The organism is Methylobacterium terrae (assembly GCF_003173755.1).
GTDB lineage: Bacteria > Pseudomonadota > Alphaproteobacteria > Rhizobiales > Beijerinckiaceae > Methylobacterium > Methylobacterium terrae.
Genome location: NZ_CP029553.1, coordinates 243,392 through 257,885, shown reverse-complemented (window position 1 = coordinate 257,885; position 14,494 = coordinate 243,392). Strand labels below are relative to the sequence as shown.

8 protein-coding genes are annotated in these 14,494 nt (G+C 66.8%); 5 read left to right on the top strand and 3 right to left on the bottom strand.

The genetic code is table 11. From position 1 onward, the window contains the following. Positions 1 to 52: 52 nt before the first annotated feature. From mraY to DK419_RS01115, 3 genes are all read left to right on the top strand, one after another. Positions 53 to 1,138, top strand: coding sequence for a phospho-N-acetylmuramoyl-pentapeptide-transferase (gene mraY, locus DK419_RS01125; RefSeq protein ID WP_099905609.1), 1,086 nt, complete (start codon positions 53 to 55; stop codon positions 1,136 to 1,138). A 113-nt stretch (positions 1,139 to 1,251) separates the two neighbouring features. Further along, positions 1,252 to 2,640 (top strand): UDP-N-acetylmuramoyl-L-alanine--D-glutamate ligase, encoded by a 1,389-nt coding sequence (gene murD, locus DK419_RS01120; RefSeq protein WP_109957475.1) that lies wholly within the window; start codon positions 1,252 to 1,254, stop codon positions 2,638 to 2,640. 105 nt (positions 2,641 to 2,745) lie between these two features. Next, complete coding sequence (locus tag DK419_RS01115) at positions 2,746 to 3,561, top strand: endonuclease/exonuclease/phosphatase family protein (protein WP_109957474.1); 816 nt, start codon at positions 2,746 to 2,748, stop codon at positions 3,559 to 3,561. Here the strand turns inward: DK419_RS01115 and DK419_RS01110 are convergent. After that, entirely contained in the window at positions 3,494 to 4,930 is a 1,437-nt protein-coding gene (locus tag DK419_RS01110) for a phospholipase D-like domain-containing protein (protein ID WP_167450817.1), read from the bottom strand. The genes DK419_RS01115 and DK419_RS01110 overlap by 68 nt on opposite strands. A 158-nt stretch (positions 4,931 to 5,088) precedes the next feature. Continuing rightward, the gene (gene typA / locus DK419_RS01105) at positions 5,089 to 6,915 is read right to left on the bottom strand and encodes a translational GTPase TypA (protein ID WP_109957472.1); all 1,827 of its coding nucleotides are present in this window, start codon (positions 6,913 to 6,915) and stop codon (positions 5,089 to 5,091) included. Between the two features lie 1,927 nt (positions 6,916 to 8,842). Here typA and DK419_RS01100 point away from each other — a divergent pair. Continuing rightward, entirely contained in the window at positions 8,843 to 11,830 is a 2,988-nt protein-coding gene (locus DK419_RS01100) for a glycosyltransferase (RefSeq protein ID WP_162561104.1), read from the top strand. A gap of 319 nt (positions 11,831 to 12,149) precedes the next feature. Here DK419_RS01100 and DK419_RS01095 read toward each other — a convergent pair whose 3' ends face one another. Beyond that, a complete protein-coding gene (locus tag DK419_RS01095) occupies positions 12,150 to 13,505 on the bottom strand; it encodes a TAXI family TRAP transporter solute-binding subunit (RefSeq protein ID WP_109957470.1) in 1,356 nt (451 codons plus the stop codon). 578 nt (positions 13,506 to 14,083) lie between these two features. On the opposite strand from DK419_RS01095, the gene DK419_RS01090 reads away from it, so the two are divergent. Then, positions 14,084 to 14,494: a hypothetical protein gene (locus DK419_RS01090; RefSeq protein WP_109957469.1), complete on the top strand. Its 411-nt coding sequence runs from the start codon at positions 14,084 to 14,086 to the stop codon at positions 14,492 to 14,494.

Sequence of the window (14,494 nt, the reverse complement as noted above, 5' to 3'; positions counted from 1 at the left end):
GCGCGGGCGTGAGCCCGGCGCGGCCGCTCGCCCACGATCGGATGCCCCCGGGATGCTCTACCTCCTCTCCGACCTGAGCGGCGTGTTCTCGCCGCTCAACGTCTTCCGCTACATCACCTTCCGGACCGGCGGCGCGCTGTTCACGGCGGGCTTCTTCGTGTTCTGGTTCGGACCCTGGATCATCTCGCTCCTGCGCCTGCGCCAGGGCAAGGGCCAGCCGATCCGCGAGGACGGCCCGCAATCGCACCTCCTGACGAAGCGCGGCACGCCGACCATGGGCGGGCTGATGATCCTCGCCGGCGTGATGGTGGCGGTGCTGCTCTGGGCCAACCCGCGCAACCACTACGTCTGGATCGTCATGATGGTGACGCTGGGCTTCGGCGCGATCGGATTCTACGACGATTACCTCAAGGTCACGAAGCAGAGCCACAAGGGCTTCTCCGGCAAGTTCCGCCTCGCGCTCGAGGCGCTGATCGCGGTGGCGGCCTGCGTCGCGGTGGCCGAGTACTCGGCGCCGGGCCTCGCCTACCGGCTCGCCTTCCCGGTCTTCAAGGATGCGATCATCAACCTCGGCCTGTTCTACGTCGCCTTCGCGGGCTTCGTGATCGTGGGCGCGGGCAACGCGGTCAACATCACCGACGGCCTCGACGGGCTCGCCATCGTGCCGGTGATGATCGCGGCGGCGACCTTCGGGATCATCGCCTACCTCGTCGGCAACGTGATCTACGCCTCCTACCTCCAGGTGAACTACGTTCCGGGCACCGGCGAGCTGGCGGTGGTCTGCGGCGCCCTGATCGGGGCAGGCCTCGGCTTCCTGTGGTTCAACGCGCCGCCGGCCCAGATCTTCATGGGCGATACCGGATCCCTGGCGCTCGGCGGCCTGCTCGGCACCGTCGCGGTGGCGACCAAGCACGAGATCGTGCTCGGCATCGTCGGCGGCCTGTTCGTGCTGGAGATCCTGTCGGTCATCATCCAGGTCGCCTCGTTCAAGCTCACCGGCAAGCGGGTCTTCCGCATGGCGCCGATCCACCACCACTTCGAGCAGAAGGGCTGGAAGGAGCCGCAGGTGGTGATCCGGTTCTGGATCATCGCGGTCGTGCTGGCGCTGCTGGGCCTGGCGACGCTGAAGCTGCGGTAGGGACGGCGAGGTCACACCTTGCAATCTCCGCCGACGCTTGGAAGGAAGGCGCTCCCCCTCTCCCGCACGGGAGGGGGGATCCCGCACCCTTCCGATCATCCGGCGGACACCGCATGACACCCTCCACCACCTTCGCCGGCCGGACGGTCGCCCTGTTCGGGCTCGGCGGCTCGGGCCTCGCCACGGCGCTCAGCCTCAAGGCCGGCGGTGCCCGGGTGATCGCCTGCGACGACAACCCGGCGCGGATGGCGGCGGCGGCTCAGGCGGGCATCGAGACCGGCGACCTGCGGCAGGCGGAGTGGACGGATTTCGCCGCCCTGGTCCTCGCCCCCGGCGTGCCGCTGACCCACCCGGCGCCGCACTGGACGGTGGATCTCGCCAAACACGCCGGCGTGCCGGTGATCGGCGATATCGAGCTGTTCTGCCGCGAGCGCGCCGCGACCAGCCCCGAGGCGCCCTTCGTGGCGATCACCGGCACCAACGGCAAGTCGACAACCACGGCGCTGATCGCCCACGTGCTGACGCAGGCCGGCCGCGACGTGCGGATGGGCGGCAATATCGGCACCGCCATCCTGTCGCTGGCGCCGCCCTCGCCCGACCGGGTCCACGTGATCGAGCTGTCCTCGTTCCAGATCGACCTGACGCCGTCGCTGGCCCCGACGATCGGCGTGCTCCTCAACCTCACGCCCGACCACCTCGACCGCCACGGCGACATGGCGCACTACGCCGCCATCAAGGAGCGGCTGGTGACGGGCGCCGCCCACGCGATCGTCGGCGTCGACGACGCGTTCTGCCGGGCGATCGCCGAGCGCCGCACGGGCCCGCTCACGCGCGTGCATGTCGGCGAGGCGGGGGAGGGGCCGGGCATCCTCGCCCGCGGCGGCATCGTGATCGACGGGCGGCGTCAGCCGGCGGAGCCGGTGGCGGATCTCTCCGGCATCGGGGCCTTGCGCGGCGCCCATAACTGGCAGAATGCCGCGATCGCCTACGCGGTGGCGAGTGCGCTCGGCGTCACGCCCGACACCTTCGCGGCGGCGCTCGCGAGCTTTCCCGGCCTGCCGCACCGGATGGAGGAGGTCGGGCGGCGCGGTCCGGTCCTGTTCATCAACGATTCGAAGGCGACCAACGCCGATTCCACCGAGAAGGCGCTCTCGGCCTTCCAGCGCGTCCACTGGATCCTCGGCGGCAAGCCGAAGGAGGGCGGGATCGCGAGCCTCGCGCCGTATTTTCCTCGCATCGCCCACGCCTACCTGATCGGCGCCGCGACCGAGGATTTCGCCGCGACCCTCGACGGGCAGGTGCCGTTCAGCCGTTGCGGCACGCTCGCCGCCGCGGTCGCGGAGGCCGCCGGCGCGGCGGAGACGGACCCGGCGGGCGAACCGGTGGTGCTGCTCTCGCCGGCCTGCGCCTCCTACGACCAGTTCCGCAGCTTCGAGGATCGCGGCGACCAGTTCCGCGACCTCGTGCGCGCCCTGCCGGGCCTGCGTCCCCCGGGCGCCTGACGCACCGTTCCCCGAATCGGCAAATCGGCGTATGCCGCTTCGCGCCGAGCGGGGCGCGCCTCACGCCATCCTGCCGGCCCGATTCCGCGCTCTCCCAGCGGTGCCATGCTGCCTCCCCAACGCCTCCTGCCCGCCGACGCCCCGGCTCCCGCCCATGCCCCGCACCGGGCGGGTCCGCGCAAGATCATCAGCTGGAACCTGCTGCGGCGGACCGGCGCGACCGTCGACGCCCTCGAGGCGCTGATCGCGCAGGAGAAGCCGGACCTGCTCCTGATGCAGGAGGCGACGGTCGACATCACCGAGCTGCAGGCCCGGGTCGGCGGCCACTACGCCTGGGCGCCGCTCCCTAAGCGCATCCACGGCCTGGCGATGTGGAGCCCGACCCCGTGGCCGACCCCGCCGCGGGTGATCACCCTGCCGTCGGGCGCCCTGATCGACCGGGTCTGCCAGATCCTCGATCTCGGGGCGTTCGGGGTCGCCAACGTCCATCTCTCGCACGGACAGGTGCTCAACCGGCGCCAGCTCCGCCGCATCGCCCAGCACCTGCCGGTGCGGGCCGCCGTGCTCGGCGACTACAACATCGTCGGGCCGGCCCTGCTGCCGGGCTTCCAGGACGTGGGCCCGCGCCACCCGACCCACGCCATGGTCGACCTCGTCCCCTTGCGCCTCGACCGCTGCCTCGTGCGGGGTCTCACCTGCCGCGGTCAGGCGGTGCTGCCGCGGGGCGCCTCCGACCACCGGCCGATCGTCGTCCACCTCGAGCCCGGCAACCCGCAGGGGAAGCGCGAGCCGCTTCGTGCCCGGATCGAGGCGTTTCGCGACCGGGCCGAGGATTTCCGCAAGCGGGCGCCGCTCAAAGATATGGCAGCAGCAATCGCACGCCGGCGTCGCGCAGGCGCACGGCCATCCCGCGAGAGTTGAGGTCGTCGGCCGTCAGCCGCTGCTCCATCTTGGCCCGCATCAGGGTATCGAGGTCGGCCGCGAAGTCGGGATCGTAGACCTCGACGTTGAGCTCGAAATTGAGCCGGAAGCTGCGGCTGTCCCAGTTGGCGCTGCCGACGAAGCACCAGGCCTCGTCGACGACCATCAGCTTCGAGTGGTCGAAGGGCGGGCGGTCGAGCCAGATCCGGACGCCGGCTTCGAGCAGCGGCCCGACATGGGCCCGCGTCGCCCAGTCGACCACCCGGTGGTTGCTCGCCTGCGGGATGATGACGTCGACGGTGACGCCCCGCATCGCCGCGAGGCCGAGCGCCGTCAGCAGCATCTCGCTCGGCAGGAAGTAGGGCGTGGCGAAGCGCACCGAGCGCCGGGCGGTGGCGACCGCCTCCAGCACCACGAACTCGATCTTCTCGATGTCGGCGTCGGGCCCCGAGGTGACGACCCGGGCGAGCGACGGGCCGGCCGGCGGGATCTCCGGGAACCAGGCCGGTCCCTCCAGGTCCTCGCCCTTGACGAAGGCCCAGTCGCGCCAGAAGGCCTGCGCGAGCTGGCCGACCACCGGCCCGTCGATGCGGAAATGGCTGTCGCGCACGGGCTCCGGCGGGTTCTTCGCCATGACGTTCTCGTCGGCGATGTTGACCCCGCCGACGAAGCCCACCCGCCCGTCGATCAGGAGCAGCTTCTTGTGGGTGCGCAGGTTCAGGAACGGCATCCGCCAGGGCAGGGCCGAGTGCATGAACAGGCCGGCGGGGATGCCTAGACCCCGCAGGCGCCGGTACATCGCCGGGAAGAAGTAGCCGCTGCCGATGCCGTCGATCAGCACGCAGACCGCGACGCCCCGGCTCCGCGCGGCCGCCAGCGCCTCGGCGAAGGCCCGGCCGCTGTCGTCGTCGCGCATGATGTAGCTCGACAAAGCGACGCTGGTCTGCGCCTCGCCGATCGCCGCCAGCATCGCCGGATAGGCCTCGTCGCCGTGGCGGTAGCGTTCGATGCGGTTGCCGGCGACCAGCGGCAGGCCGCTGATCCGCTCGACCGCCCGCTTCAGGGGCTGGAACGCGTCCGGCACCTCCGCCACCGGCGGCGGCGGGGCGCCGGGTCGCGGTCCCGGCAGCACCGGCAGGCGGCGGGCGCGCCGGCTCACCCGGTTGATGCCGAACATCACGTAGAGCGTGCTGCCGAGGAGCGGCGACAGCCAAGCGAGCCCGATCCAGCCGATCGCCGCCCCGACCTCGCGCTTGCGCATCAGCACATGCACGGTGACGACGACCGCGAGGACGAGGCCGACCGGCGCCAGCACGTCCGACCGGATCGAGGTCAGGATCCCGATCCAGCGGTAGATCTCGTGTTCCACACGGGCCTCCTGCGGCCGCGCCCGCGCCGCCCTCGCGGCCGGGATACGGGAGGACGGACCGGGAATCCACCTGGCGCGCCGGTCGTCCACCGCTGCCATAAAAAATCCCCCGCCCCGGGAGGGGCGAGGGACGAACCGTCACACCGTCAGACCGCCGATCAGGCGCTCAGCGCTTCCTTAGCCCGCTCCGCCCGCTTGCGGTCGTTCGGGTCGAGCACGGCCTTGCGCAGGCGGATCGACTTCGGGGTCACCTCGACCAGCTCGTCGTCCTGGATCCAGGCGAGCGAGCGCTCGAGGGTCATGCGGATCGGCGGGGTCAGCCGGACCGCCTCGTCCTTCGAGGTGGTGCGGATGTTGGTGAGCTTCTTGCCCTTGAGCACGTTCACCTCGAGGTCGTTCTCGCGGTTGTGCTCGCCGATGATCATGCCCTGGTAGACCTTCCAGCCGGGCTCGATCATCATCGGGCCGCGATCCTCGAGGTTCCAGAGCGCGTAGGCGACGGCCTCGCCCTGGTCGTTGGACATCAGCACGCCGTTGCGCCGGCCGGCGATCTCGCCCTTGTAGGGCTCGTAGGCCTTGAACAGCCGGTTCATGATCGCGGTGCCGCGGGTGTCGGTCATCAGCTCGCCCTGGTAGCCGATCAGGCCGCGGGTCGGAGCGTGGAACACCAGGCGCAGGCGGTTGCCGCCCGACGGGCGCATCTCGATCATGTCGGCCTTGCGCTCCGACATCTTCTGCACGACGACGCCGGAATACTCCTCGTCGACGTCGATCACGACCTCCTCGACCGGCTCCATGATCTCGCCGGCCTCGTCCTTCTCGAACACGACGCGGGGGCGCGACACCGCGATCTCGAAGCCCTCGCGGCGCATGGTCTCGATCAGGATGGCGAGCTGCAGCTCGCCGCGGCCCGACACGTAGAACGAGTCCTTGTCGGCGGCTTCCTCGATCTTGAGCGTGACGTTGCCCTCGGCCTCCTTGAACAGGCGGTCGCGGATCATGCGGCTCGTGACCTTGTCGCCCTCGGTGCCGGCGAGCGGGGAATCGTTCACGATGAACGACATCGTCACGGTCGGCGGGTCGATCGGCTGGGCCTGGATCGGGGTGTCGACCTGGGGGTCGCAGAAGGTGTCGGCCACGGTGCCCTTCACGAGACCGGCGATCGACACGATGTCGCCCGCCTCGCCGACCTCGATCGGCTGGCGCTCCAGGCCGCGGAACGCCAGGATCTTCGAGACGCGGCCGGTCTCCACGACCTTGCCCTCGCGGTCGAGAACCTTGATCTGCTGGTTCGGCTTGACGGTGCCCGAGGCGATGCGGCCGGTGATGATGCGGCCGAGGAAGGGGTTGGCCTCAAGGAGCGTGCCGAGCATCCGGAACGGGCCGTCCTCGGTCTTGGCCTGGGGCACGTGCTCGAGCACGAGGTCGAAGAGCGGCGCCAGGCCGTCCTCCTGCGAACCCTCGGGCGAGGTCGCCATCCAGCCGTTGCGGCCCGAGCCGTACAGGATCGGGAAGTCGAGCTGCTCGTCCGTGGCGTCGAGCGCCGCGAACAGGTCGAACACCTCGTTCACCACCTCGGTGATGCGGGCGTCGGGCCGGTCGACCTTGTTGACCGCCACGATCGGGCGCAGGCCGATCTTGAGCGCCTTCGAGACCACGAACTTGGTCTGCGGCATCGGGCCCTCGGCCGCGTCGACGAGCACGATCACGCCGTCGACCATCGAGAGGATGCGCTCGACCTCGCCGCCGAAATCGGCGTGGCCGGGAGTGTCGACGATGTTGATGCGGGTGTCCTTCCAGACCACCGAGGTGGCCTTGGCCAGGATGGTGATGCCCCGCTCCTTCTCGAGGTCGTTCGAGTCCATCGCCCGCTCCTCGACCCGCTGGTTCTCGCGGAACGAGCCGGATTGCTGGAGCAGCTTGTCGACCAGGGTCGTCTTGCCGTGGTCGACGTGAGCGATGATGGCGATGTTGCGCAGCTTCATGGGATGTCCGAAGCAAACAAAGCCCGGCACGCCGCGGGCCGCCAGGATGGCAGCCGGACGCATCGAGCCGGGGGAAAACTGTTGCGTCGCAATATAAGGTGTGAGGCCGGTTCGCAAGAGGGGGGCGCCTTGCGACGCCCGGGCCTCGCCCATGCCGCATCCCGGCTGCCGAGTCGCGGCCGCCTCGGGCTCGACCCGGCGCCGCTTCGATCGCAGCGAGGAGAAGGGAGATCGCCGTCGGGTTCGTTCCGAAGGCGAGCGGCCCGCCCTGCCGCTCTCGCGATCGGGGATCGGGTCGGCATCGCGCCGGTCCGACTAGAGCACTTCACGATCGCGCGGCGATCGCGAAGCTCTCTAAGTCTTTGATTGTGCCGCATTTTCTTCGACGAACCGGTATCCACTTCGTCGGAAAATGCTCTAGCTGAAGAGGCATGATCGTTCGGTAATCAGCCAAAGGAGCAGGAGCGGACATGACGATCCGCCGCGTGCGGGCAGGTTCGGAAACCAGGGCTGGACCATGCGACGACCGGGCGCCCGTGGAATCAGCTCATCGCGCAGCTCATCGCGGATGAGCGCGAGGCAGAGATGCTGCGCCCGTTCGGGGGCTATTGCACGAAGGAGCGAGGAGCGCTCCGGGGCAGGTCGCCCGGCGTCGGCTCTGCCGCACGGAGCCTCCGGAGGACTGCGACGATCCCGTGGCCGTCGATGGGGCATCCGGGCTCGGACGCCGCGGGGCCGGGTCGTGCACGTGCAGCGCGGGCCGTCCGGCGATCATGGTGACGCCCCGCCCGGCCCGGTCCTTCTCGACCGTGTCGACGGTCGATCCCGCGACGGCGGGAGCCTCCGCTCGACGAGAGCGTGGCTTCGCCGGCTCGCGCGTTCTGCGCGGTGCCATGCGGGAGATCCAACGACGATGCGATGGCCATCGGCGCGGACGCCCGGCTTGGATCAAGCCGGCTGGCAGCGCGCGAGGCGCCACATCGACCTCGACGTGAGCCGCGATCCTCTCGAAGCGAGCCGGGATCTTCGCGCGGAGCTTCCTCGCCCCCGGTGGTCGGTTCGTCGGCGATCACGTCCCGGCGCTGAGAGACGAGGCCGGAACCGATGCCGCGCCGATGGCGTCGTCGAGCGGACCGCTGCAGCTCACGACGAGGGCGGTGCCGGCCCCTGAGCAGACTTGCGGTGCAGAAGACGGATCCTCGCTCGGCGGACATGTCCACGAGCCAGTGCGTCGACCGGAACGATGTCCCGACCAACACCTTCGAACGGGCCTGCAACATCCGATGTCATCTCCGATCGATCGACTACGGGTGGTGCATGGCTTGAACCAGCCCGCCGGACGAGACCGCCCGCAGCGTGATCCGCACGGGATCCAAGGTCTCACTCTTCACCAGTGAAAACCGATTCACAATCAGGTAAAATAAACGAGCGATCGTACGAAAAATCGCCATTGCTGGATATGTGGTCATATTTCCAAGACGGCGTTCTCGATCCCGATGATGATTTTCTTGTCAGGTGTTCATCCGCGTACTGCCTCGATATCGTCTCACTCCGATCGCCCCGCTGATTATAAATATATTTTTTCGCGCTACACTAACATCTATATTTTCAATTACGGGCCACCTTGATTGCAGCATCGTTTGGGCGTAAGCCACCGCGGAACGGGCGTCCCTCGCGCCATGCAAATCGGTTCGGGAGTGTAGCCGGAGAAATAATTAGAAAATTGTTTCGAATGGCACCTTAGATCATGGCACCTGGCGTTACGCGTGATCTGCGCAGAATAATGCATAGGAAATTCAGTATGGGCAAAGCCGTAAAGTCGAAAATAAACTTCCGAAGCACCATCGGAAATTTATATGGAAGATTGTCCAATCGCGGTGGAGGTCGGGGTCAAGTCCCATTTTTCAACCCAGGATGGTACATCGCGATGTACCTTCGGGAAGAGCCCGACACGGATCCTGTTTCACATTATATTGCTTTGTCCAAAACTGGGATGTTCGATCCCCATCCACTTTTCGACTCGTCATATTATATTGATAAATATCCGGAGTGTCTGAGTTCCAGCAAGAGCGTCATCGAATATTTCGCTGAAGTCGGACTCAATCTCGACCATAATCCCAATCCATTTTTCGATGCAGAGTATTACAAGCGGCAATATCCGGACGTTGCGGCAACAAAATCGAATTATTTCAATCATTATATCTCGCATGGATGGAAGGAGAGGCGGTCAACCCATCCTCTTTTCGATCATGTCTGGTATGTCGAGAATAATCCAGACGTCGAGCGGGCGGACATCGATGGTCTCGAGCATTACATTCGGTCCGGTATCCTCGAGGGGCGCTCGCCCCATATCCTGATCGATTTCGATTTCCTGCGGCTTCAGGCCGACCCGCCGATCGAAGACAAAAAAGACTTGATCCTGCGATATCTGAGCGATCGCAGCTTCTGGAGCATGGATCCGTGCGCGAGCTTCGAGGCGGCCACGTATGGTCGGAACGCGGGTATCAATCTCGATGAGACGCATCCGCTCATCCACTACATCGTGAGCGGCGCCTACGATGCGGATCCCAACAGGGTCTTCGATACGAAATACTACATCAGCCAGTATCCGGACGTCGTCGCCGCGAAGGCCAATCCCCTCGCCCACTACCTGAAGTCCGGCGCCCTGGAAGGTCGCAATCCGTCCCGGACCTTCGATACGAGGTGGTACGAGGAACACAATCCGGATGTCGCCGAGAGCGGGCTGAACCCGTTGAGCCATTTCGTCCGATTCGGCCTGGCCGAGGGACGAATCGGCTCTCCGGCGCCGGGCACCGAGGAGCGCGCGGCGCGCTCCAGCTTCGATCCCAGGCTTCTGTCGACCGTGAAGGGTCGGGCATTCCTGCGCTCGGGGGCAACCATCTCGTTCCCTGATCACAAGACGCCGGTCGTTTCGATCGTTCTCGTCTTGTACAATAAATATTATCTTACCTCCGAGTGCCTTCAGAGTATATATCTTAATATTGATTATGATGCATGTCCTTACGAAATCATAATTTATGACAATGGCTCGTTTGACGAGACCAAGATTCTCAAATCGAGAATCAAGAACGTCAAATGGATCGAGGATAAAAATAATTCGGGATTTATCGAGGGTGTCAATAATGCCTTCGAATATGCGAGTGCGGATCTGCTGCTCTTGCTCAACAACGATACGTATGTCCTCAACGGATCGCTCGAGCGCGCGGTCGCGCTGATCGATGCCGACCCGACCATCGGCGTCGTGGGCGCCAAGCTGATTTTCCCGACCGGCCTGCTTCAGGAAGCCGGGAGCATCGTCTGGAAGGATGGATCCTGCCTCGGCTATTGCCGCGATGCCTCGCCGGAGATCTCGGAAGCGAATTTCCAGCGCGACGTCGACTACGTGTCCGGAGCGTTCTTCCTGACCCGTTCGGATCTTTTCCGCCGTTTCGGGATGCTGGATCCGATCTACAAGCCGGCTTACTACGAGGAAACCGACTACTGCGCCAAATTGCGCAGCGCGGACTATCGGATCGTGTACGATCCGTTCGTGGAGATCATCCACGCCGAGTTCGGAAGCGCTGACAAGAAATCCGACTCGATCCTGCAGCAGCAGAAGAACCAGCTGGTGTTCGTTGAACGGAATCCGGGCGTCGCCGACAAGTTCGCGCCGGCGCTCCGCAACGTCCTGATGGCGCGCTACGCGACCCCGGGGCGGCCGAAGGTACTGATCGTCGACGATAAGATTCCCCATGAATATCTCGGATCCGGCTTCCCGCGGAGCCGGACGCTCATCGGCGAGCTGGCCAAGTCCGATTTCGATCTGACATTCGTCCCGACGAACGATCTTGCGCAGGATTGGTTCGCCGTCAGAAATACGCTCGACGTCCGGATCGAAGTCATCTTCGGCCTGAACGGCGATGCCGTCGTCAACCACATCAGGGAGCGGCAGGGCTACTATGACGCGATCGTCGTAAGCCGTCCCCATAACATGGTGCGGATTCGTCATGCCATCGAGCAAGGCCTCGTCGATCGGCAGTCGACTCTGATCATCTACGATGCGGAAGCACTCTTCACGAATCGCGACGTACTTCAATCGAAGATCGAGGGCATCCGTATCGATCAGTCGACCGTCGAATCGCTGGTGGAGGCGGAGATCAACATCTCCAAGGATGCCGACCTGATCCTGAGCGTCTCGGATGCCGAGCTCGGCTACTTCCGCAAGTACGGCAAGTCCACGATGCTGCTGGGCCACGCCCTGGTCCCGGCGCCGACACCCCGTGCCTTCGCGGAGCGCCAGGGCATCCTGTTCGTCGGCTCGTTGGCCGACAGCAATACGCCGAACACCGATTCGATCCTGTGGTTCCTGCGGGAGATCTTCCCCGAGATCCGGCGTGAGCTGCCCGATTGCCAGCTGCACCTCGTCGGCGACGTCAAGAGCACAGCCGTGCGCGACATGGCGGGGCCCGAGGTCGTCCTGCATGGCAGGGTCGACGATATCGCGCCGATCTACGACGCATGCAGGATCTTCGTCGCGCCGACCCGTTTCGCGGCGGGCATCCCCCACAAGGTTCACGAAGCCGCCGCGCACGGGTTGCCCTGCGTGACCACGGCCCTTCTGGCCGACCAGTTGGGGTGGACCGACCAGGTCGAGCTGCTGTGCTCCGACGATCCGATCAGCTTCGCTGAAAAATGCGTCACGCTCTACCATTCGGAGCGCGTCTGGCGGACGATCCGGGACAACACCCTGCGGGCGGTGGCACGAGACTGCTCGCCGGACACTTTCGCCTCGACCGTACAGACGTTGTCGCAACACATCGCGGACAGATGTCGTCGCGAGCGGCCGGCGAACGAGAGCCGTGAAGCAACCGGCGGGTCCGGCACGCGCGCCGTTGCGGAGGCCTATGGGGCGTGAGTGGGTCGGCCGGCCGCGGCGAAGAGGCAAGCCAGCCTCTCTCGGACGCCTCGGACGGATGATGAATCACACGGGACGCTGCCCACGTCAGGCATCCTCGTGGTGCCCGTCATCGTCCCGGGACGATTCCGCGCGCGCCGGTCGAGGTGCCGGTCGGCTCCTCTCCCGGCGCGGACGGCGTCATCGGTGGAGGACGTCGACAGCGGCGATGCGTTCGGCCCTGTGCCGGACGTCTCATACCCTCGCGCCCTTGGCATCGACCCGTCGGCGCCAAGGCGTCCGGCGCCTTCGAACGACCCCGTTCGAAGGCGCCGCGGTATCACTCGGCGGCCGCGGAGTGCGGATCCGCGCCGCGTTCAAGACCGTGAGCCTGTGCCTGGCGCTCGACGAGCAGCGCCCTGCGCTCCGCGATCGCCCGCCGCGCCTGGTCGAGGCCGAGGGTGAAGGCCGCCACCCCCGCATTGTCGATGGCGCCCGCGCCGGCCCGGGCGAGGGCCTCGGCCAGGATCTCGTCGGCCTGCCGCTCGAGGTCGCCTAGCTCGGGTTCGTCCTCGACGTCGCGGCTCGCCCGCACGATCGCGAGCAGCTGGCGCAGGAGCGCCATATCCCTGGCCCGCGAACGGTTGGCCGCCCGCGACACCAGGGTGGCGGCGGCGGACCCCAGGATCGAGACGCACATCACCACGAGGTAGAACCAGTCGCCGTAGCGCTCGAAGAAGCTCTCGACCTCGCCCTCGTAATAGGCCTGGGCCCCGGGATGGACCGGCAGCGAGGCGCTCTTCGAGGTTTCGGGCGCCTCGATCTGGTTGGCGAGCGGCACCTCGGCGGCGAGGCCGGGCCGGCTGACAAAGAGCAAGCGGGTCAGCTCCGAGACGGTCGAATCCGCGAGGCGCGCCTGGGCCACCAGCCGGTGGCTGACCCCGACGGTGGTTACGGTCTCGGCCGGCCGCGGCGGCGTGCCGCCGAAGGTGCCGCGCGCGATCTCGACGCTCTCCAGCGCCGGCCAGCGCCGGGCCAGCACCGCCGCCTCGCCGATCGGAATGAAGGTCGGCGTGCCGCCGGCAGCGATTCCGTTTCCCTTGGTGATGCCCGCCACCACGTCCGCGGCGGTGCGGCCGGTGAGCGGGCTCACCACCATCACGGCGTCGACGCGGTTCTCCCGCAGGGCCTCCCCGGCCTCGCGCCCGTCGCCGAGGGGCACGGTCGCGACGGCGTCCGCCGGCACCTCGTAATGCTCCAGGATGCTGGTCAGCAGCCGGGTGTTGCCGGCCGGGTTGCGCACGATCCCGACCCGGCGCCCGCGCAGGTCCGGAACGGCGGCGATCGCGGGATCGGCCGCCAGCAGCAGCACCGCGTCGCGGTGCAGGATCGCCACGGTCTGGGTGCTCGCCGGGATGCCGACGTCGGAGCGCACCACCGCGAGGTCGGCCTTGCCCTGCTCGGCCGCCGCCGCGCTCTCGGCGACGCCGCTCGTCGCGATGGGGCGCAGGCGCACCTCCTCGTGGGTGCGGGCGAGGGTCTGGGCGACCGCCACGACGAGGCGCGCATCCTCGCTCCCCGACGGCCCGACCGCGACGCGCAAGCTCGTCGGCTGCCCGAGCCACTGATAGGCGAGGAGCGCCGTCGCCACGAGGGCGAGGAGGGCCGCGAGGACGATGGGAACGTGGCGCCGCATAGTGGCTCATCGTGCGGCGATGGGGTGTGGTTCGGCAATTCGGCCGATTGGCGCGGGGTGGGACCGCCCTGGCCGGCGCCGGACGGTACGGCGGGCGGGGACGTCGCCCCCTAACCGGCAGCAACCGGCTTGGCGTCGCTGGCCGTTGCCGTGATATGAGGGCCCGACGGTGCCTGGAATCGAGGAGAGGGACGGATGGAGTCTTCCTCTCGGCGAAGCGGCCAGGCTGGTCAAGGCGGCCACCCGGGAGGTCGTCGGCGCGGACATGCCCGTCGACGCGTGGATCTAGCCGACTCAAACCTTCGACGGCGAGGGTGCGATCAGGATCGTCATCCTTCTTCCAGGTTCGCAGCTGGCAGAGATTGGCGGTGAACAACTGCTGGCAGTCACACGATCGATTTGTCGAGAACTGTCGCGTCTTGGCGAGGACAGAATTCCCTTGATCGGTTTTGCCAGAACGGAAAACAAATCGGAGCTGAAGGTTGCTTGATGCAGCTCATCTGCTCGAACAAGCTGAAGGCCTGCTCGCACGGACCGACGGTTCCCGCCCCGCCAGCTTGACCGATCGATGTCGAGCCGTGTCCGCAACCTACTATGCCGTCTTCCATGCCGGGCTCAGGGCGGCGGCCGACCTGTTCGCCGGAGCGGGCGATCAAACCGCGCCCTTGTACGGCTTGGCTTATCGATCAATCGACCATGGAAAGAGGAAGTCTCTCTGTCAGGAGGTGATGAGACCGTCGCCCTCCTTGAAATATCAGAGGTACGTTCCGAAAGAGGGGTGGGACCTGCCTATCTCCGATTACGCCCAGCGCTTCATCATGCTCGACGAGCAGCGGATGCTGGCGGATTATGACCCGGGCTACGATGTCGCCGCGGCTGACGCCGAGACGCAGATCCGCATGGCCCGGACCGCGATCCAATCGCTCGAGAATGCCGGGGAACCCTCGAAGCGCGCGTTCCTGACGCTGCTGCTGTTTCCGCCGCGCTGA

Bases quoted from the DNA above. Each gene is read 5' to 3' on its own strand.
- mraY (WP_099905609.1), top strand. From the start codon at position 53: ATGCTCTACCTCCTCTCCGACCTGAGCGGCGTGTTCTCGCCGCTCAAC.
- murD (WP_109957475.1), top strand. From the start codon at position 1,252: ATGACACCCTCCACCACCTTCGCCGGCCGGACGGTCGCCCTGTTCGGG.
- DK419_RS01115 (WP_109957474.1), top strand. From the start codon at position 2,746: ATGCTGCCTCCCCAACGCCTCCTGCCCGCCGACGCCCCGGCTCCCGCC.
- typA (WP_109957472.1), bottom strand. From the start codon at position 6,915: ATGAAGCTGCGCAACATCGCCATCATCGCTCACGTCGACCACGGCAAG.
- DK419_RS01100 (WP_162561104.1), top strand. From the start codon at position 8,843: ATGTACCTTCGGGAAGAGCCCGACACGGATCCTGTTTCACATTATATT.
- DK419_RS01095 (WP_109957470.1), bottom strand. From the start codon at position 13,505: ATGCGGCGCCACGTTCCCATCGTCCTCGCGGCCCTCCTCGCCCTCGTG.